This window comes from Zoogloea sp. (assembly GCF_028689785.1).
In the GTDB taxonomy this organism is placed as follows: Bacteria; Pseudomonadota; Gammaproteobacteria; order Burkholderiales; family Rhodocyclaceae; genus Zoogloea.
On sequence record NZ_JAQVCN010000017.1, the window covers coordinates 21,614 to 39,842 of the forward strand.

Sequence of the window (18,229 nt, forward strand, 5' to 3'; positions counted from 1 at the left end):
CTCAGTACAACACCACCGAGCGGATCGACTCGCCCTTCTTCATCAGATCGAAGCCGTCATTGATCTGATCGAGGGTCAGCGTATGGGTGATCAGGTCGTCGATGTTGAGCTTGCCCTCCATGTACCAGTCCACGATCTTGGGCACATCGGTGCGGCCACGGGCGCCACCGAAGGCCGAGCCTTTCCACTCCCGGCCAGTGACCAGCTGGAAGGGCCGCGTGGAGATCTCGGCACCCGCCTCGGCCACGCCGATGATCACTGACTGGCCCCAGCCCTTGTGGGTGCATTCCAGCGCCTGGCGCATCACCTTGGTGTTGCCGATGCACTCGAAGCTGTAGTCGGCGCCGCCGTCGGTCAGCTGGACGATGTGATCGACCACGTTCTCCACGTCGCTGGGATTGATGAAGTGGGTCATGCCGAACTTGCGGGCCATGGCTTCACGGCCGGGGTTGAGGTCCACACCGATGATCTTGTCGGCACCCACCATCTTGGCAGCCTGGATCACGTTGAGGCCGATGCCACCGAGGCCGAACACCACCACGTTGGCACCGGCTTCCACCTTCGCGGTAAACAGCACGGCGCCCACGCCGGTAGTCACGCCGCAGCCGATGTAACAGACCTTGTCAAAAGGCGCGTCATTGCGGATCTTCGCCAGGGCGATCTCGGGCACTACGATGTAGTTGGAGAAGGTGGAGGTACCCATGTAGTGCAGAATGGGCTTGCCATCCAGGCTGAAACGGCTGGTGGCGTCGGGCATCAGGCCACGGCCCTGGGTACTGCGGATCTTCTGGCACAGGTTGGTCTTGCGCGACAGGCAGAACTTGCACTCGCGGCACTCCGGGGTATACAGCGGAATCACGTGGTCGCCGGTGCGCAGAGACTTCACATCCGGACCCACATCGACGACCACACCAGCACCTTCGTGGCCGAGGATGGCCGGGAAAAGGCCTTCCGGGTCAGCGCCCGAGAGCGTGTAGTAATCGGTATGGCAGATGCCGGTGGCCTTGATCTCGACCAGCACTTCGCCAGCCTTGGGACCTTCCAGGTCAACGGTTTCGATACTCAGGGGAGCGCCGGCCTTCCAGGCAACGGCTGCACGGGTCTTCATGGGGAATTCTCCTTGGGGAAGGGCAGATTCAGAGTTGTCTTTCGTCGCGGATGCGCTTGCCCACCGCCGGGGGATGATAGGCCCCCATGGCGCGCAGCAAGGCATACACATTATCTTCAACCAACAGCAGACCGCGGTTCTCGGTCTTCATGAAACCTTCGCCAACGCCCCGGTCCATCATCTGGATCAGGGGCTGGTAGTAAGCTTCACAGTTGAGCAGGGCCACTGGCTTGTTGTGGAAACCCAACTGGGCCCAGGTGAGGATCTCGAACAGCTCCTCAAAAGTGCCCAGACCGCCGGGCAGGGCGATGAAACCATCGGCCAGTTCGGCCATGCGGGCCTTGCGCGAGTGCATGGAGTCCACGACCTCAAGCCGGCTCAAGCCTTCATGGCCGACTTCCCACTCTAGCAGGGCCCGGGGGATCACCCCCACCACCTTGCCGCCGGCGGCCAAGCAGGCGTCAGCGATGATGCCCATCAGCCCCACGTTGCCGCCACCATACACCAACTCGATGCCCCGCTCGGCGAGGGTCTTGCCGAGGGATTCGGCTGCGGCCCGGTAGGCCGGATTGACACCCGGCCGGGAACCACAGAAGACGCAGATCCGGCGCATCTCAGAAGGGGCCCTGGGCCAGCCAGCGTTCGAGCTGGGGCAGGCGATCATTGCCCCAGAAGCCTTCTCCTTCAACAATGAAGAAGGGCGAACCGAACACGCCCCGAGCTTCCGCCAGATCGATCTCGGCCTTCAGGCGGGCCTTGGTGGCCGCATCGGAAAATGCCGCAGCGACGTCGTCCCGGTCGAGCTTGAGGGTATCGGCAATCTCCAGCAACACCGCCGTCTCGGCAATGTTGCGCCCATCAACGAAGTAGGCACGGAACACCGCATGGGCAAAGGCGCGGGCGTCGTCCGGGCTGCGGTCACTGAGCCACTGGAAAGCGCGGGCCGCATGCTCGGTATGCACCGGGTAGGGGGCGGGCTCCTTGAAGGGGATGCCGAAATAGGCTGCCGAGCGCTCCACGTCACGCTTCACGTATTCGGTACGCATCAGCGCGGCGGGGATCTTCATGCCGCCCTGGGGCTGAAAGTGGGCGTCCAGCACGATAGCGTGCCACATCACGGCCCGGCCATGCGTGGCCGCGAGAGCATCGATCTGCTCGGAGGCCAGATAGCCGTAGGGCGAGGAAAAGTCGAAATAAAAATCGATGGGTGCAGACATGGGGTCTCCGGAATTCGGGGGTCGGAAATGCGCAGCCAGCATTATCCATGGCAGTCCGCCCGACAGGGCGGACAACACGGGGCTGGCAGCGGCCCGGCCCCAGGCCTACTCAAAAGCCGCCTTCGGCCAGCCAGCGCTCCAACTGGGGGAGACGGTCAGCCCCCCAGAAAGCCTCGCCATCAACAAACACGAAGGGCGAGCCGAACACTCCACGGGACAAACCGAGATCCACTTCCGCCGCCAGGCGGGCCTTGATTTCGGTGCCGGCCAGCACCGCCGACAGTTCGTCGCGATCGGCACCCTGGGCCGACGCCAGGTCGAGTACGGTGCCCAGATCAGAGATGTTCAGGTCATCCACGAAGTAGGCACGGTAGGCGGCCAAGCCAAAGGCTTTGGCGCGGACCGGGTTGCGATCGTTGAACCATAGAAAGGCCCGTGCGGCATGCTGGGTGGGGATGGGGAAAACACTGGGCTGCCGGAAGGGCAGGCCGAAGTAGCGGGCGGAGCGCTCAATGTCGTGCAGGGAGTAAGCCCCTTTGAGCGGAATCGTCGGCAGAGGCGCCAGGCCCGTGACCTTGAAGGTTACCCCCAGCAGGAAGGGGTGCCAGAGCACCGTGCGCCCATGGCGAGCCGCCAGGGCGTCGATCTTCTCGGCGGCAAAATAGCCATAGGGAGACGAAAAATCGAAGTAGAAGTCGATGGGCGCAGCAGGCTGCACGAGCTCAGTCATGGCGCAGGTCTCCGTAGCCGGCCCCATGGGGCCTAGGGATCGTCCGGGTATGGCAACAGCGGCCCAGCTCAGGCCTCAAGGGCTTCGAGGGCCGCGAAGTAGCGCTGCATGAGATCCTCGCGACGGCTCACGTTGATGCCCAGATCACGGATCAGGCCATCCTTCAGGCCATACACCCAGCCATGCACGGTCAGGCGCTGGCCGCGCTTCCAGGCGTCCTGGACGACGACGGTCTGGCACACGTTGACCACCTGTTCGAGGGCATTGAGTTCGCACAGGCGATCGTGCCGCATCTCGGCGGGCAGCAGATCGACGCGGTCGAGGTGCTTGACGTGCACATCCTGCACATGGCGCAGCCACAGATCCACCAGGCCCACCCGGTCGCGCTGCAGCGCCGCGCGGACGCCACCACAACCGTAGTGGCCCACAACCATGATGTGCTTGACCTTCAGCACGTCCACAGCGAACTGGATCACCGACAGGCAGTTGAGATCGGTGTGCACCACCACGTTGGCCACGTTGCGATGCACGAACACCTCGCCCGGCAGCAGGCCGATGATCTCGTTGGCCGGCACGCGGGAGTCGGAGCAACCGATCCACAGATACTCGGGAGCCTGCAGGGTGGACAGCTTCTCGAAGAAGCCCGGGTCAACCTGGCGCATCTTGCGTGACCAGGCCAGGTTGTAGTCGAACAGGTGAAACAGGTTCTCGTTCTGTACCTCGGTCTCCGACCAGTTCTCCAGATCGAGGGCCAGGAACATGGTGCCCTCAAGGGGAGTCGGGGAATAGGCGGGCGCTTCCTTGAAGCCGAGCTCGCGGTAGAGCTTCACGGCGATGCGCATGGCCGGCAGGGTGTCCAGCATCACCTTGCGGTAGCCAAGGGCCTTTGCTGCCTTGATCGCCGCCAGAGCCAGCTCGCGGCCCACACCGTTGCCCCGCAGCTCCGGCTCGACGTAGAGACGCTTCATCTCACAGATGCCTTCGGTCGCCGGACGGATGCCGATGCAACCGGCAGGTCTCCCATCCAGCTCGGCGAAGAACAGACGCCCCGTCGGCGGCGCATAGGCCCCCGGCAGCGAAGCCATCTCCTCGGCAAAGTTCTGATAGTCCAGATCGACGCCCAGCCAGCCCGCATAGTTGCGGAAGAACTGCCGGACGTGCTCAATCTCGGCGTGGTCATGCTCATCAAGGATGCGAAGGGTTACGGCCATCGATCACTCTTCCTTCAATGGGGAACAGCCCGACACGATACCCTGCCGCGCCATTCGTTTCATCACGAACGTGCACCGCGCGCCCTCTTCAGGCGCCTTTTTCCTTTCGGCCATGCATGACCATGATGGTCTGCTGCATGATGGCGCAGAGCGTCCACTGCTCGGTCTTGATGGCAAAAACCTCGGCCTTGGTGATGATCAGGGTGCGCCCGGAACGGATCACCTCACCCCGTGCCACCAGACGCTCTCCATCGGCCGGGGCGATCAGGTTCAGCTTGTACTCTACGGTCAGCACACTGCTCTCTGCGGAGGTCAGGGTATTGGCGGCGTAACCGGCGGCCGAATCGGCAATCATGCCCACCACGCCACCATGGATGAAACCGTGCTGCTGGGTGATCTCGGCCTTGAAGGGCAGATGGATCTCGGTGTAGCCGGGCTCGACCACCGTCAGTCGCGCACCGATCAGGGCCATGGCCTGCTGGAGATCGAAGCTGGCCCGCACCCTCGCAGCGTAGTCGGGGTCTCGTGGGTGGAAAGGCTCCAGAGGCGGACGGGTCATGACAGGTCTCCACGGGCCTGATCTGCCTCACTTGGCAGATTCAGACTTATAACGTTTACGTAAACGTAACTTTAATGGTAAAAAATCAACTACCCTCACGCAATCGGGCAACCAGCTCGGCCCGGGCTTCAGCAGCGCCTTCAGGATTTTCGGCCAGCAACTCGCGACATTGCTTCTCGAGCATGCCGATCTCGCCGAGAACGGCGATGATGTCCTCGCGCTGCTGTTCGATGGCCCTCCGGCGCTCGGCGAGCACGGACAGGAAGCGGCTCAATTGCTGGGTGGAGTTGCGCACGCCGTCGTACATGCCGAGCAGCTCGCCAATCTCCGCCAGCGACAGGCCCAGCCGCTTGCCGCGCAGGATGAGGCGCAACCGGGTACGGTCACGCTTGGCGTAAATGCGGTTGCGCCCGGCACGAGTCGGCGCCAGGAGGCCCTCGTCCTCGTAAAAACGGATGGCCCGCGGAGTGATGCCGAATTCACGAGCGAGCTCGGTAATGGTGTAGGTTTCTTCCTGGCTCATGGGTCCGGCGAAAAGGTACTGACGCAAACAGAACGAGGGCCAGTAAAGCAGATTTCGCAGCCTCGGGCAACGCGGCCAAGCGAAACGACTATCCGTACAAGACAGGAGAACAGAACGATGACGTCGACACTAGAATACCCATTCGACACCCTCCCCCCCACCGGGGAGACCTGCGAAGTGGCACCCGGCGTGCACTGGATCCGCATGCCACTGCCGTTTGCCCTGAACCACATCAACCTGTGGCTGATCGAGGATGGCGACGGAGTCGTGATCGTCGATACCGGCTACGGTCTCGACGCCAGCCAAGAGGCCTGGAACACCATCCTGGCCGGCCTTGGCCGGCCGGTCACGCGGATCATCGTCACCCACTGCCATCCCGACCATCTGGGCCTGGCCCAATGGCTGTCGGAAAAGACCGGGGCTCCGGTGACCATGACCCTGGGCGAGTTCCTCGGCGGCCACGCCCTCTGGAACCAACTGCCGGGCTACAACACCAGCGCAATGATCACCCAGTTTCGCCAGCACGGCCTCGACGAGGAGCGCTGCATCGCACTGGCCAATCGCGGCAACGCCTACAAGCGTGGCGTCCCCTCGCTACCGGCCTGCTACGACCGGGTCATCGACGGCGACAGCCTGGAGATTGGCCAGCGCAGCTGGAAGGTGATCGTCGGTCACGGCCATTCGCCCGAGCACATGTCATTACATTGCGAATCCGCTGGCCTACTGATTTCCGGCGACATGCTGCTGCCCCGCATCTCCACCAATGTGAGCGTTTTTGCTGCCACACCGGATGACGATCCGCTAGGCCGATTCCTCGATTCGATCCGCACTTTCAAGCAGTTGCCGGTAGCCACGCTCGTGCTACCATCCCACGGGAGCCCGTTCCGCAACATCGGTTTGCGCGTGGATCAGCTCATCGAGCACCACGACGACCGCTGTGCGGAACTTCTCGCCGCCTGTACCGTGCCACGCTGTGCCGGGGAGCTTCTTACAACCCTGTTTCCGCGAGAACTGGACACGCATCAGGTCATGTTTGCCATGGGGGAAGCCATCGCCCACCTGAACCATCTCGCGCGCAAAAGGGAGGTGTGCAGGTCAGTGGAAAGCGATGGGATTGTCCGTTTCATCAAAAGCCATCAATAAAGGAGAACCAGCGAATGGCTGCGCCCGAAAAAGAAGTCGCCAAGTCCGAACTGCCGGACCCCAAAGAAGTCGCCAAGACCTACGCCGAAGTTGCGCAGCGGGCCTCCAAGCTGCTGGCCGACCACATCCAGAAGCAGGTCAAGAAGGGCATCAGCGCCCCTGCCGACGAACTCGGCATCGCCCAGGCCTTCATGGACATGATGGGCAAGCTGCTGGCCAACCCCTATCGCCTCGCCCAGGCCCAGATGAACCTGGTGTGGGACTACTTCTCCCTGTGGCAGCACTCCATGATGCGCCTCACCGGCGTGGGCTCCGGCAGCCCGGTGGCCACGCCTGCCAAGGACGACAAGCGCTTCAAGGACGAAGAATGGCAGGAGCACTTCCTGTTCGACTTCATGAAACAGTCCTATCTCATCGCTGCCCGTCACATTCATGACACCGTCAGCAGCGTTGACGGCCTTGATGACCAGAGCCAGAAAAAAGTCAGTTTCTACACCCGTCAGTACATCGACGCCCTGTCCCCCTCCAACTTCGCCCTGACCAACCCGGAAGTGTTCCGCGAAACGGTCAAGAGCCACGGTCAGAACCTCATCAAGGGTCTGAACAACCTGCTCCGCGACGTGGAAGATGGCGGCGGCAACCTGCGCGTCAAGATGACCGACACCACAGCCTTCGAGCTGGGCAAGAACGTTGCCACCACGCCGGGCAAGGTCGTCTTCCAGAACGACATGATGCAGCTGCTGCAATACACGCCGAGCACGCCCGACGTGTCCAAGCGTCCGCTGATGATCGTGCCGCCGTGGATCAACAAGTTCTACATCCTCGACCTGCGCGAAAAGAATTCCTACATCAAGTGGTGTGTCGATCAAGGCCACACCGTCTTCGTGATCTCCTGGGTCAACCCGGACGAGCGCCAGGCCGAGAAGAGCTTCGACTCCTACCTGCTCGAAGGCACTCTGGCTGCCGTCGACGCCATCGTGGAACAAACCGGCGCCAAGGAAATCAACGCTGCCGGCTACTGTCTGGGCGGCACCCTGCTGGCCACCACCCTGGCCTATATGGCCGGCAAGAAGGACAAGCGGCTGGCCTCCGGCACCTTCTTCACCACCATGACCGACTTTGCCGATCCGGGCGAGCTGGGTGTCTTCATCGACGAAGGTCAGGTTGCCAGCCTCGAGAAGAAGATGTTCGAGCGCGGCTACCTGGAAGGCTCCGAAATGGCCGGCACCTTCAACATGCTGCGCGCCAACGACCTTATCTGGTCCTTCGTGGTCAATAACTACCTGATGGGCAAGGATCCCTTCCCCTTCGATCTCCTGTACTGGAACTCCGATTCCACGCGCATGCCGGCCAAGATGCACAGCTTCTACCTGCGCAACATGTACATGAAGAACCTGCTGAAGGAACCTGGTGGCATCGAGATCGGCGGCGTCGCCATCGACCTCTCCAAGATCAAGGTCCCGACCTACTTCATCTCCACCATCGAAGACCACATCGCCCCGTGGAAGAGCACCTACTCCGGTGCCCGCAACTTTGGCGGCAACGTGCGCTTCGTGCTGGGCGGCTCCGGCCACATCGCTGGTATCGTCAATCCGCCGGCGGCCAACAAGTACGGCTACTGGACCAACACCGCGGCCAAGCTGCCCGCTACCGCCGATGAATTCTTCGCCGGCGCCGAACAGCACCCTGGCTCCTGGTGGACCGACTGGCAAGCCTGGCTGCTCGCCCAGGACGACACCAAGGTGCCGGCCCGCGACCCCGTCGCCGGCAACCTCAAGGTGCTCGAGGATGCCCCGGGCTCCTATGTGAAGGCTCGCCTGGACGCCAAGAAGGCCGCCTGATCGCAGTATCCTTGCAAATGAAAGGGGGCTTCGGCCCCCTTTCCTTTTTTGTCTCTCTGTTTTAGCCAGAACCCGCCGTGGCCACCTACCCGCTCGCTCCTCCCATTCCCCACGGATTTCCGATCATTCTCGACACCAATGTAGTGCTGTCCCTGTGGATGTTCGAAGACCCCGCCCTGGCCCGCCTGCGCAGCGCCGTGGAAGCCACTACCCTTACGCTGTTCACCCGCGAGGACTGCCTGATTGAGCTGAGCCGTGTGCTGGCCTATTCCCAGTTCAAACAGCCCCCCGAGCGCCAGCTGGAAATTGCGGCGGCTTACCGCGCTCGCTGCACCCTTATCAAGGCCACCGAAACACCTGCCTGCGAACTGCCCAACTGCCTGGATCGGGACGACCAGAAGTTCTTGGAAGTTGCGCGGGACAGCGATGCCCACGCCCTGCTGAGCCGGGACAAGCTGGTACTCAAACTGGCTCGGCGGCCGGTGATCGCCAGCCGCTTCGCCATTCTCACGCCGGAGCGCTTCCAGGCCCTGCTGCCTTGACCCACAAGAAGGCCACAAAAATTAACATGGCATGCGATACCCCTTCACCCTGAGCCGTTAGACTGACACCTCCCTTCACCACGGAGTTCCTCCATGGCCATCGACACCAGTAGCCTCGACGTCGGCACGCTCGTCACCACTTACCTGATTCCCCTCGGCTGGAAACTCGCCGGCGCCGTCGCCCTGTGGATCATCGGCGGATGGGTGATCAACCTCATCGGCAACCTATCCAGCCGCGGGATGACCCGCCAGAAAGTCGAGCCCACCCTCGTCCGTTACGTGGAGGCCACCCTGCGTGTGGTCATGCGCATCGTGCTGGTCATCGTCATCCTGTCGGTCTTTGGCATCGAAACCACCAGTTTCGCGGCCCTCATCGCCGCTGCCGGCGTAGCCATCGGTGTGGCCTGGAGCGGCCTGCTGTCCAACTTCGCCGCCGGCGCCTTCCTGATCATCCTGCGCCCCTTCAAGGTCGGCGATTTCATCAACGCCGCCGGCATCACAGGCACCGTGAAGGAAATCGGCCTGTTCGCCACCACCATCGACCAGCCCGACAACGTCCGCACCACCATCGGCAACAACAAGCTGTTCTCCGACAACATCGTCAACTACACCCTCAACCCCTGCCGCCGGGTGGACCTGACCGCCCAGATTGCTCATTCGGTCGATCCCACACAAGCCATGGCGCTGATCCGCGCACGTATCGTGCAGATCCCCAACGTGCACACCGAACCGGCACCCGACGTGGAGATCCTGGAGTTCAACGCCGCCGGCACCAAGCTGGTGGTACGCCCCTATTGCCACAACGACCACTACTGGCAGGTCTATTTCGACACCAACAAGGCCCTGGCCGAAGTCGGTGCGGCCAATGGCTGGCCCATCCCGGCGCCGCATCAGGTGCTGCGTCAGCCCTCCTGAGATAGGCATTTGCGGTCTCAACGCCCACCCCGGTGGGCGTTTTTCATTCTGCAGACAGGCTGCGGCGCAAGGCTGCCAGATGAAGCAGGCCTTCGATTGCCCGGCTGCCATACCAGGACGCCATCTCGCCATCGATCAGGCTTGCCGGCAGCCCCGAAAGCCGCACGACCTCCTCCACGTGCCGCTCGCGGAACCGATAGGGCTCCGACGACAAGAACACCCGCCGCACGTCCAACAGCCATGGAGCATCCCACTCGAAAGCCGGGTAACGGGGCTCGCTGAGCTCAGGGCAGGAGTCCCAGCCCACCGCCGCCAGGGTCGCCGCAATATAAGTCCCCCGGGCCACGGTCATCCAGGGCTCGCGCCAGATCAGGTAGAGCACCTTCTCACGGGGCAGAGCCGCCCCTACCGCTCTGGCTTCCGCCAGAGCGGCTTCGAGCGCCCCCGCCAGGCGTTCGGCTTCGACGTGCCGATTGAAGATTGCCCCCAGCAAGCGATACACCGACAGATTGTCCTCGGGCGCGCAGGGATGGGTCACGATCACGTTCGGCACGAAGCCGGCGATCTCCTCCACACACTCCCGCCGGTTCTCATCCACATTGACGATGATGTGGGTTGGCTCCAGAGCACGCAGGCGCTCGAGATTCACATCCTTGGTGCCCCCCACCTTGGTCACCGCCTGCAACACCGGCCGGGGATGGATGCAGAAGCCGGTGCGCCCCACCAACTGCTGCGCAAGGCCGAGATCGCACACCAGTTCAGTCAGAGAAGGCACCAGGGAAACGATGCGGGCGGGCCCGTCACAGGGATTGTGGTGCCCCCCTGCAGCATCGATCAGCACTTCGTCAGAGGTATCAGTCATCATTGTCAAAGTATCTCAAGACCTGCGCCGTTATTGGAACCAGGCTTACAACCAGCCACTCTGAAAAGCATGGCCCACGCACATGGAGAAGAACATGAAAATCGGCGTTCCCAGGGAAACGAAGAACCACGAATATCGGGTCGGTCTGACGCCCGGGGCTGTCCGGGAAGTCGTGGCCCACGGGCATGAAGTATGGGTCGAATCCGGCGCAGGCCACGGCATCGGCGCCAGCGACAGTGACTACGAACGCGCAGGCGCCCATATTGCCTTGAGTGCCGCCGAAGTCTTCGAGCAGGCCATCATGATCGTCAAGGTCAAGGAACCGCTCCGTGACGAACGTGCACGCCTCCAACCCCACCATCTGCTGTTTACCTACCTGCACCTGGCTCCCGACCCTGGTCAATCCGAGGAACTCATTGCCAGCGGAGTCACCGCGATCGCCTACGAGACGGTCACAGCTCCGGGCGGCAGCCTGCCCTTGCTCGCACCCATGTCTGAAGTGGCTGGGCGGATGAGCATCCAGGCCGGAGCCGCAGCCCTGGAAAAATCCCACGGTGGGCGCGGCGTGCTGCTCGGTGGCGTGCCGGGTGTGGAACCCGGCCGGGTGGTGATCCTGGGCGGGGGCACGGTCGGCAACAACGCCGCTCACACAGCGGTCGGCATCGGCGCAGACGTAACTATCTTCGACAAATCCCTGCCCGTGCTGCGTCACCTCGACGAGGTATACGGCGGGCGGGTCAAGACTCTCTATGCCACTCAGGACGCCATCGAGCGCTTGGTGCTGCAGGCCGACCTGGTCATCGGTGCGGTGCTGATTCCGGGGGCCACCGCCCCAAAGCTGGTCACTCGGACCATGCTTGGCGCCATGAAGCCCGGCGCCGTGATCGTCGACGTAGCCATCGACCAGGGCGGCTGTTTCGAGACCTCCCGGCCGACCACCCATGCCGACCCCACCTATCTTGTGGACGGCATCGTGCATTATTGCGTCTCCAACATGCCAGGCGCCGTCGCCCGCACGGCCACCTACGCCCTCAATGCCGCAACCCTGCCCTACGTGCTGGCCCTGGCCGACAAGGGCTGGAAGGAGGCCCTCAAGGACGACGCCGGCTTGCGGGCCGGTCTCAACATCTGCAATGGCAACGTGACCCACCCCCAGGTGGCCGAGGCGCTGGGCAAGAAATACCTCCCGGCCATCACCCAGCTGGGCTGACGCCTGGCGAGCGGGCTACAGGGGCAAGCCGCGGGGTTTGCGCCCGGCCCGGGCGAAGATCCGGTCAAACACCGGGTTGGGCAGCAGGCGCAGCAGCCGGGCCACCACCCCCATCTGCCAGGGAATCACCGTGTAGCTGACCCCGGCCTCGATGGCACGGGCGAATCGCGCCGCAGCCCGATCAGCCGGCAGCAGAAAAGGCATGGGATAAGAATTGACCGCCGTCATCGGCGTCTCGATGTAGCCCGGCGCAATGGTCACCACCCTGACGCCAGTGCCATGGAGTTCAACCCGCAGACTTTCCAGGTAAGCGATGACTGCCGCCTTGGATGCGCTGTAGGCGCCCGCACCGGGCAGGCCACGGATACCCGCCACCGACGCGATACCTACCAGCCGCCCCCGCCCCGCGCCCCGCAAGGGCGCCACGAAGGGCTGGAAGGTGGCCACCATGCCCAGCACATTGGTCCGCAGGACCCGCTCGAAAGCCGCCAGATCGTCGGCCATCTCGGTCAGGGTACCCACCGACACACCGGCATTGGCGATCACCACGTCGGGTAGCCCGAAGCGGGCCATGAAGTCGGCCGCAGCATCGCCCAACGCGACCGAATCGGCTACATCCAGCCCGTACACGGCATGCTCTCCAGGCAGGCTGGCCGCCAGCGCCTCCAGCACCGTCACCCGTCGACCGACCAGTCCGAGAGTCACTCCCCGGGCAGCGTAATGGCGCGCCAAGGCTTCACCGATGCCACTGGAAGCACCGGTGATGAAGACTCGGGAGACGGGGGGTGAGATTACTTGCGGCCCTGCTCGCTGCGCGCCCGGGCGATCAACTGATCGGCCACCTTCAGCGCAGCTTCATGGGAGCCGGCGATGGAGCCGGAGGTGAAATACTTGCCATCCACTGCCAAGGTGGGCACACCCTGGATCTTGTAGTCACGGCCAAGCTTCTCGACACGCTGCATGCCGACCTGCACACCGAAGGAGCGGTAGGCGTCGGCAAACTTCTTGCCATCGATACCTTTCTTGACCGCCCATTCCTGAGCAGCGGCCTCGGTATTGAGGGGCAGCTTGTCGGTCTGGACTGCATCGAAAACCTGGGGATGCAGCCGCGCCAGATCGCCCGTGGCAGCCAGCGTGAGGTGCAGCTTGGCCAGGCCGGTCAGCTGCGGGTTACCCCAAGTCACCGGAACCTGACGGAAAATCACATCGGCCGGCAGCTTCTTGACCCACAGCTCCAGCAGGGGGTCGAAGGCCTTGCAATGGGGGCAGCCGTAATGGAAAAACTCGAGCACCTCGACCTTGCCCTTGGTTTCCGTGGGCTGGGGCGGGTTGATCGCCTCGAACCCGCCCCCCTGGGCACCGGCGGACAGACCAAGACTGCCGAGGGCGGCAAGGGCAGACAACTGCTTGAGGACATCACGACGCTGCATTACGGTTTCTCCTGGTTCGGCCAAAGGACTCATTGAGCGGCGGTGGCCGGCTTTGGTTCCTTCGGCTTGATCTTGATAATGGCCGCGTTGATACCGCTGGACAACAGCTGCTGCCGGGCTCTGGTCATTTCCTCCTGCCCCAGATAAGGGCCGACCCGCACTCTGTGCACTGTACCCTTTTCGGGCAGCTCCACCTTCTGCACGCTGGCCTCCACCCCCATCAACGCAAGACGCGCCTTCAGGTTGTCCGCTTCGGAAGGATCTTCGAAAGACCCGGCCTGAAGGAAGAAGCGCTCGGGGACAGCCGGCTTGTCGAGCAGGGCCGCCTCGGCTTTGGCACGCTCCGCGTCATCGGGCTTGCTATCTGCCTTGTCAGCCTTCTCGGGCTTGACCGGAGGCTTGACGACTTCCGTCGTTTCCTCGGGTTTGGTAGGCGCCGGCAAGGCATCGGACCCCTTGGGCAGGACGTTATAGAAATCGAAACGAGGCTTTTCCACCGGTTTGTCACCGGCCTTGCCCGGCAGGGCGATGGGCTCACCCCCCTGGGGCTTGGGTGGCGGAGTCAGCGGCCGCTCCTCCTGCTTTGGCTTTTGGAACGGGGATGCCGCCGTGAAATACAGAGCAATCCCCGCCGCCACCAGCGCGCCGAGAATCAGGCCGACAAAAATGCCGACCAGGGTACTGCCGCGGCTGCCCGATTTGGGCTTCTTGGCCTGCAGGCGTGGCTTGAGATCGCGACTCATGAACGACGGGTCCGGGAGTTACATGGAATCGGGAGCGGAAACCCCCAGCAGCCGCAGGCCGTTGCGGATGACCTGACGCACCGCAGCGGCCAACGCCAGGCGGGCAAGCTTGAGCCCCTCGTCGTCCACCAGCATGCGCTCGGCGTTGTAGTAGCTGTGGAACTCACCCGCCAGGTCCTTGAGGTAGAAGGCGATCTGGTGTGGCGCGTAGTCGGCCGCAGCGTTCTGGACGATTTCCGGGAAGGCAGTGAGGCGGGCGCACAGGGCCAGCTCACGCTCGTTGTCGAGACGAGCCAGATCGGCTTCGGCCAGGTCGGCCAGCACGCCGTTCCATTGGTTGAGCACTGAACACAGGCGTGCATGGGCGTACTGGATGTAGTACACCGGATTCTCGTTGCTCTGGCTCTTGGCCAGATCAAGGTCGAAATCGAGATGCTGATCGGCCTTGCGCAGCACATAGAAGAAGCGGCAGGCATCGTTGCCGACCTCTTTGCGCAGCTCGCGCAGGGTCACGAACTCACCGGAGCGGGTGGACATCGCCGCCTTCTGGCCGTCGCGGTACAGCACCGCAAACTGCACCAGTGCCACATCAAGCTTCTCGGGGGGCAGGCCGAGGGCTTCGAGGGCGCCCTTCACGCGGGGGATGTAGCCGTGGTGGTCGGCGCCCCAGATGTCGATGATGCGGTCGAAACCACGCTCGTACTTGTTGGCGTGGTAGGCGATGTCTGACGCAAAGTAGGTAAACAGGCCGTTCTCACGCTGTACGACGCGGTCCTTCTCGTCGCCAAAGGCCGTCGAGCGGAACCACTTGGCGCCGTCCTGCAGGTAGATGTGCCCGGCGGCCTCTAGCGCGCTGACCGCCTTTTCGACAAGCCCGGTGTCAAACAGGGAGCGCTCGGAGAACCACTTGTCAAAGGTGACACCGAACTCGCCGAGATCTTCACGGCCATCACCAAGCTGCTCGGTCAGAGCAAAGCCGTGCACCCAGGCATAGTCGGAATCGAGCAGGTTCTTGGCGTTGGCGATCAGAGTATCCAGGTGGCCTTCCTTGTCGACCTCGACGCTCGGCGCACCCGCCAGCACATCGGCAGCACTCACCTTGGCGAAGCGGTCGCCATGCCCTTCCTTGATCTGGGCGGCCATGCCCTTCACGTAATCGCCCTGATAGGCGTTGGGCGGAAAGGGGATGGTGATGCCGAAAAGATCCAGATAACGCAGCCAGGTGGACAGGGCCAGGATGTCCATCTGTCGGCCGGCGTCGTTGATGTAGTACTCGCGGGTCACCTCGAAGCCGGCAAAGTCGAGCACATCGGACAAGGAGGCACCATAGGCCGCGCCACGCCCGTGGCCGACGTGGAGCGGCCCGGTGGGGTTGGCGGAGACGTATTCCACCTGCACCCGGACGCCCGTCTTGACGCCCCGGCCGTAGGCTTCACCAGTGGCCAGCACGGCGCCGACAACAGCAGTCTTGGCGTCGGCCACCAGGGTGAAGTTGATGAAACCGGCGCCAGCCACTTCGGCCTTGGCGATCAGGCCAGAAGCGGGCAGTTCGGCCAGCAGCAGGTTGGCCAACTCCCGCGGATTGCGCTTCAGGGGCTTGGCCAGCTGCAAGGCCAGGTTGCTTGCGAAGTCTCCGTGACCGGCCTGCTTCGGACGCTCCAGGTTGATCGGAGTTTCCGCCTGCTCGGGCGCCACGCTAAGGAGGGCGGCACGGAGAAGGTCGGCAAGCTGGGTCTTGGAATCGGCGCTCATGGGGAATACTGCGACTAAAAGCACAGGATTATAGCCAAGCGCCGGGCAAACCGGCGGGAAGGCCGACCTTTCGCCGTAACAAAGTACAACTGACATGACAAAATCAGGCGGCCTGCCCTAATCTACCAACCGTGGAACCCCCGGCCACCAACCGAGCCCGAGCGAACCGTGAGCATTTGCCCCCTGCCTGCCGTCGCACTTGCCCTAGGCGTGCTGGCCAGCCTGCCGGTCAGCGCTGAATCACCGACGCTGCACTGGCCCCTTCCCATGCCTGCCGGTCACCCCTGGCGCATCGTCGATCTGCGCGAAGGCAATGGCATCCGTCACGAAGAATACATCCCCCGCGGCCAGGGCATCGAAGACTACCGGGACCGCATCGTCGTGCAGCGCATGGCCTCCCAGAATCTCAATCCGGAAACCTACCTGGCCCACATCTCTGCAGGCCTGCGCGCCCACTGCAGCGAGCTGACCACCAGCGGTCTGTTCGCCTCTGAAAGGGACGGGCTCCCGTCAGCGGCCCTGACCGTCTATTGCGCGCGCTTTGCCTCCCGCAACTATGGCTACGTGGTGGCTCAGAAGGCGGTCCTCGATGGCGAACATCTGTTCGTGGTGGAGCGGGAGTGGCGCCTGCCGGCTTTCAGCATCGATGCCACCGGCCTACCCCAGCTTGACTCGGGGACGACTGGCGACGAAGAGAACGTTGGAAAGGAAATCCGCCTGGCCGTCCGCTGGCTGGTGGAACAAGTACAACCAGGCGCAGAGGTCGTCGCCCCGGCGCTCCCGCCGCCTCCGCCCCTGCGCCCCAAGCGCCGCCCCTGAACCCGGGTGCGCCAGCGCGCCGGCTTTGCTCGCCCTGGCTTTCCGGGCACAATCCGCGTTTTCCTTATCGCCATCCGCCGTGCGCCTCTTCCGACTCGTCAAGATCATCTCCGTCAGCCTGAAATACGGGCTCGACCAGATGATCCTCTCCAACGAGCCGTCCGGCCGGCTGGCCTGGCTGGCGAGGCTGACCCTCTTTCGCCGGACCTTCGACGAACCCTCGGGCGCCCGCCTGCGCCAGGCCCTGGAATCCCTTGGCCCGATCTTCGTCAAGTTCGGGCAGATGCTGTCCACCCGTCGCGACCTGCTGCCCCCGGCCATCGCTGAAGAACTCGCCCGCCTGCAGGACCGCGTCCCCCCCTTCAGCAGCACCGAAGCCCTGGCCCAGCTCCAAGAGGCCTACGGCAAGCCTGCCGACGCGGTGTTCGCCCGCTTCGACCGGGAACCTATCGCCTCCGCCTCCATCGCCCAGGTGCACTTCGCCCAGCTGCCAGACGGTACAGAGGTCGCGGTCAAGATCCTGCGCCCGGGCATCGCCCCGGTCATCGCCCACGACCTGGCCCTGCTCGACGTGGCCGCAACGGTGCTCGAAAAACTGTGGCCCGAAGGTCGCCGCCTGAAGCCTCGAGAGGTAGTGGCCGAGTTCTCCAAATACCTGCGCGACGAGCTCGATCTGATGCGCGAGGCCGCCAACTGCTCCCAGCTGCGGCGCAACTTCAAGGACTCCGAGCTGCTGGTGGTGCCGGAGGTGCACTGGGACTTCTGCACCACCAACGTAATGGTGATGGAGCGCATGAAGGGTGTGCCCATCTCCCAGCTCGATGCACTGAAGGCCCACGGCATCGATCTCAAGGCTCTGTCCCGGGCCGGCGTGGAGATCTTCTTCACCCAGGTGTTCCGCGACGGCTTCTTCCACGCCGACATGCACCCCGGCAACATCTTCGTGGCCACCGACGGCCCCACCCGCGGGCGCTACATCGCCCTCGACTTCGGCATCATCGGCAGCCTCAACGACTCCGACAAAAAGTACCTGGCCACCAACTTCCTGGCCTTCTTCCAGCGTGACTACCGGCGCGTGGCCCTGGCCCACATCGAGGCCGGCTGGGTGCCGGCGCACACCCGGGTGGACGAGTTCGAGGGGGCCATCCGCGCTGTCTGCGAACCCATCTTCGACCGCCCGCTCAAGGACATCTCCTTCGGCAAGACCCTGCTACGCCTGTTCCAGACCGCCCGGCGCTTCGAGATGGAAGTCCAACCCCAGCTCGTACTGCTGCAAAAAACCCTGCTCAACATTGAAGGTCTCGGCCGCCAACTGGACCCGGACCTCGACCTGTGGAAGACCGCCAAGCCCTTCCTCGAACGCTGGATGAACGACCAGATCGGCTGGCGCGCCCTGCTGCGCCACTCTGCCGACGAGGCCCCCGCCTGGGCGGCCACCCTGCCCCAGTTGCCACGACTGATCCATCAGGCCCTGTCCGCCCCCCGGGACGAGGGCACCCGGGCCGAGCTGGCCGAACTGGCCCGCGAGAGCCGGCGCACCCGAGCCTGGCTGATCGCCTGTGCATTCCTTCTCGCCGGCCTCGCGGCCCTGGAAGCCTGGCACTGGCTGCACTGAACAAAGGGC

The 18,229-nt window shown here is 63.5% G+C and carries 19 protein-coding genes; 7 read left to right on the forward strand and 12 right to left on the reverse strand.

Annotated elements, in window-relative coordinates:
- Position 1: 1 nt before the first annotated feature.
- The 7 genes from PHI64_RS09795 to PHI64_RS09825 all read right to left on the reverse strand — a co-directional run bounded on the left by PHI64_RS09795 (position 2) and on the right by PHI64_RS09825 (position 5,348).
- A complete protein-coding gene (locus tag PHI64_RS09795) occupies positions 2 to 1,108 on the reverse strand; it encodes an S-(hydroxymethyl)glutathione dehydrogenase/class III alcohol dehydrogenase (RefSeq protein ID WP_299882091.1) in 1,107 nt (368 codons plus the stop codon).
- A gap of 28 nt (positions 1,109 to 1,136) precedes the next feature.
- Positions 1,137 to 1,721, reverse strand: coding sequence for a TIGR00730 family Rossman fold protein (locus tag PHI64_RS09800; RefSeq protein WP_299882093.1), 585 nt, complete (start codon positions 1,719 to 1,721; stop codon positions 1,137 to 1,139).
- A gap of 1 nt (position 1,722) precedes the next feature.
- A complete protein-coding gene (locus PHI64_RS09805; protein ID WP_299882095.1) occupies positions 1,723 to 2,325 on the reverse strand; it encodes a 2-hydroxychromene-2-carboxylate isomerase in 603 nt (200 codons plus the stop codon).
- 109 nt (positions 2,326 to 2,434) lie between these two features.
- Complete coding sequence (locus PHI64_RS09810) at positions 2,435 to 3,055, reverse strand: 2-hydroxychromene-2-carboxylate isomerase (RefSeq protein WP_299882097.1); 621 nt, start codon at positions 3,053 to 3,055, stop codon at positions 2,435 to 2,437.
- 68 nt (positions 3,056 to 3,123) lie between these two features.
- Positions 3,124 to 4,266: a carbonate dehydratase gene (gene can, locus PHI64_RS09815; protein WP_299882099.1), complete on the reverse strand. Its 1,143-nt coding sequence runs from the start codon at positions 4,264 to 4,266 to the stop codon at positions 3,124 to 3,126.
- An 88-nt stretch (positions 4,267 to 4,354) separates the two neighbouring features.
- Positions 4,355 to 4,825: a PaaI family thioesterase gene (locus PHI64_RS09820; protein ID WP_299882101.1), complete on the reverse strand. Its 471-nt coding sequence runs from the start codon at positions 4,823 to 4,825 to the stop codon at positions 4,355 to 4,357.
- 85 nt (positions 4,826 to 4,910) lie between these two features.
- Positions 4,911 to 5,348 (reverse strand): MerR family DNA-binding transcriptional regulator, encoded by a 438-nt coding sequence (locus PHI64_RS09825; RefSeq protein ID WP_299882103.1) that lies wholly within the window; start codon positions 5,346 to 5,348, stop codon positions 4,911 to 4,913.
- A 117-nt stretch (positions 5,349 to 5,465) separates the two neighbouring features.
- Here PHI64_RS09825 and PHI64_RS09830 point away from each other — a divergent pair, with 117 nt between their 5' ends.
- The 4 genes from PHI64_RS09830 (at position 5,466) to PHI64_RS09845 (ending at position 9,789) form a co-directional block, all read left to right on the forward strand.
- Positions 5,466 to 6,491, forward strand: coding sequence for an MBL fold metallo-hydrolase (locus tag PHI64_RS09830; RefSeq protein WP_299882106.1), 1,026 nt, complete (start codon positions 5,466 to 5,468; stop codon positions 6,489 to 6,491).
- Positions 6,492 to 6,505: 14 nt separating this feature from the next.
- On the forward strand, positions 6,506 to 8,332 hold the full coding sequence (gene phaC, locus PHI64_RS09835) for a class I poly(R)-hydroxyalkanoic acid synthase (protein WP_299882108.1): 1,827 nt from the start codon (positions 6,506 to 6,508) through the stop codon (positions 8,330 to 8,332).
- A gap of 77 nt (positions 8,333 to 8,409) precedes the next feature.
- Positions 8,410 to 8,874, forward strand: a complete 465-nt coding sequence (locus PHI64_RS09840; protein ID WP_299882110.1) for a putative toxin-antitoxin system toxin component, PIN family — start codon at positions 8,410 to 8,412, stop codon at positions 8,872 to 8,874.
- 93 nt (positions 8,875 to 8,967) lie between these two features.
- Entirely contained in the window at positions 8,968 to 9,789 is an 822-nt protein-coding gene (locus PHI64_RS09845; RefSeq protein ID WP_299882111.1) for a mechanosensitive ion channel family protein, read from the forward strand.
- Between the two features lie 43 nt (positions 9,790 to 9,832).
- Here PHI64_RS09845 and PHI64_RS09850 read toward each other — a convergent pair whose 3' ends face one another.
- Positions 9,833 to 10,651 (reverse strand): helical backbone metal receptor, encoded by an 819-nt coding sequence (locus PHI64_RS09850; RefSeq protein ID WP_299882113.1) that lies wholly within the window; start codon positions 10,649 to 10,651, stop codon positions 9,833 to 9,835.
- 94 nt (positions 10,652 to 10,745) lie between these two features.
- Between PHI64_RS09850 and ald the strand changes: the two genes are divergently transcribed.
- Positions 10,746 to 11,861 carry an alanine dehydrogenase gene (ald, locus tag PHI64_RS09855; RefSeq protein WP_299882115.1) on the forward strand — a complete coding sequence of 372 codons (1,116 nt, stop codon included), beginning with the start codon at positions 10,746 to 10,748 and terminating at the stop codon, positions 11,859 to 11,861.
- 15 nt (positions 11,862 to 11,876) lie between these two features.
- Here the strand turns inward: ald and PHI64_RS09860 are convergent, their stop codons facing one another.
- From PHI64_RS09860 to argS, 4 genes are read right to left on the reverse strand one after another with little or no spacing between them, the layout of a single operon-like run.
- Positions 11,877 to 12,653 (reverse strand): SDR family oxidoreductase, encoded by a 777-nt coding sequence (locus PHI64_RS09860; RefSeq protein ID WP_299882194.1) that lies wholly within the window; start codon positions 12,651 to 12,653, stop codon positions 11,877 to 11,879.
- On the reverse strand, positions 12,653 to 13,291 hold the full coding sequence (locus PHI64_RS09865) for a thiol:disulfide interchange protein DsbA/DsbL (RefSeq protein WP_299882117.1): 639 nt from the start codon (positions 13,289 to 13,291) through the stop codon (positions 12,653 to 12,655). Before PHI64_RS09865 ends, PHI64_RS09860 begins: the two co-directional genes overlap by 1 nt.
- A 29-nt stretch (positions 13,292 to 13,320) precedes the next feature.
- A complete protein-coding gene (locus tag PHI64_RS09870) occupies positions 13,321 to 14,034 on the reverse strand; it encodes an SPOR domain-containing protein (RefSeq protein ID WP_299882119.1) in 714 nt (237 codons plus the stop codon).
- An 18-nt stretch (positions 14,035 to 14,052) separates the two neighbouring features.
- Positions 14,053 to 15,786 (reverse strand): arginine--tRNA ligase, encoded by a 1,734-nt coding sequence (gene argS / locus PHI64_RS09875; protein WP_299882121.1) that lies wholly within the window; start codon positions 15,784 to 15,786, stop codon positions 14,053 to 14,055.
- A gap of 168 nt (positions 15,787 to 15,954) precedes the next feature.
- Here argS and PHI64_RS09880 point away from each other — a divergent pair, with 168 nt between their 5' ends.
- On the forward strand, positions 15,955 to 16,605 hold the full coding sequence (locus PHI64_RS09880; RefSeq protein WP_299882123.1) for a hypothetical protein: 651 nt from the start codon (positions 15,955 to 15,957) through the stop codon (positions 16,603 to 16,605).
- Positions 16,606 to 16,684: 79 nt separating this feature from the next.
- A complete protein-coding gene (gene ubiB, locus PHI64_RS09885) occupies positions 16,685 to 18,220 on the forward strand; it encodes a ubiquinone biosynthesis regulatory protein kinase UbiB (protein ID WP_299882125.1) in 1,536 nt (511 codons plus the stop codon).
- Positions 18,221 to 18,229: the final 9 nt, after the last annotated feature.

Coding starts and splice junctions, on each gene's coding strand:
- PHI64_RS09795 (WP_299882091.1), bottom strand. CDS start 1,108: ATGAAGACCCGTGCAGCCGTTGCCTGGAAGGCCGGCGCTCCCCTGAGT.
- PHI64_RS09800 (WP_299882093.1), bottom strand. CDS start 1,721: ATGCGCCGGATCTGCGTCTTCTGTGGTTCCCGGCCGGGTGTCAATCCG.
- PHI64_RS09805 (WP_299882095.1), bottom strand. CDS start 2,325: ATGTCTGCACCCATCGATTTTTATTTCGACTTTTCCTCGCCCTACGGC.
- PHI64_RS09810 (WP_299882097.1), bottom strand. CDS start 3,055: ATGACTGAGCTCGTGCAGCCTGCTGCGCCCATCGACTTCTACTTCGAT.
- can (WP_299882099.1), bottom strand. CDS start 4,266: ATGGCCGTAACCCTTCGCATCCTTGATGAGCATGACCACGCCGAGATT.
- PHI64_RS09820 (WP_299882101.1), bottom strand. CDS start 4,825: ATGACCCGTCCGCCTCTGGAGCCTTTCCACCCACGAGACCCCGACTAC.
- PHI64_RS09825 (WP_299882103.1), bottom strand. CDS start 5,348: ATGAGCCAGGAAGAAACCTACACCATTACCGAGCTCGCTCGTGAATTC.
- PHI64_RS09830 (WP_299882106.1), top strand. CDS start 5,466: ATGACGTCGACACTAGAATACCCATTCGACACCCTCCCCCCCACCGGG.
- phaC (WP_299882108.1), top strand. CDS start 6,506: ATGGCTGCGCCCGAAAAAGAAGTCGCCAAGTCCGAACTGCCGGACCCC.
- PHI64_RS09845 (WP_299882111.1), top strand. CDS start 8,968: ATGGCCATCGACACCAGTAGCCTCGACGTCGGCACGCTCGTCACCACT.
- PHI64_RS09850 (WP_299882113.1), bottom strand. CDS start 10,651: ATGACTGATACCTCTGACGAAGTGCTGATCGATGCTGCAGGGGGGCAC.
- ald (WP_299882115.1), top strand. CDS start 10,746: ATGAAAATCGGCGTTCCCAGGGAAACGAAGAACCACGAATATCGGGTC.
- PHI64_RS09865 (WP_299882117.1), bottom strand. CDS start 13,291: ATGCAGCGTCGTGATGTCCTCAAGCAGTTGTCTGCCCTTGCCGCCCTC.
- PHI64_RS09870 (WP_299882119.1), bottom strand. CDS start 14,034: ATGAGTCGCGATCTCAAGCCACGCCTGCAGGCCAAGAAGCCCAAATCG.
- argS (WP_299882121.1), bottom strand. CDS start 15,786: ATGAGCGCCGATTCCAAGACCCAGCTTGCCGACCTTCTCCGTGCCGCC.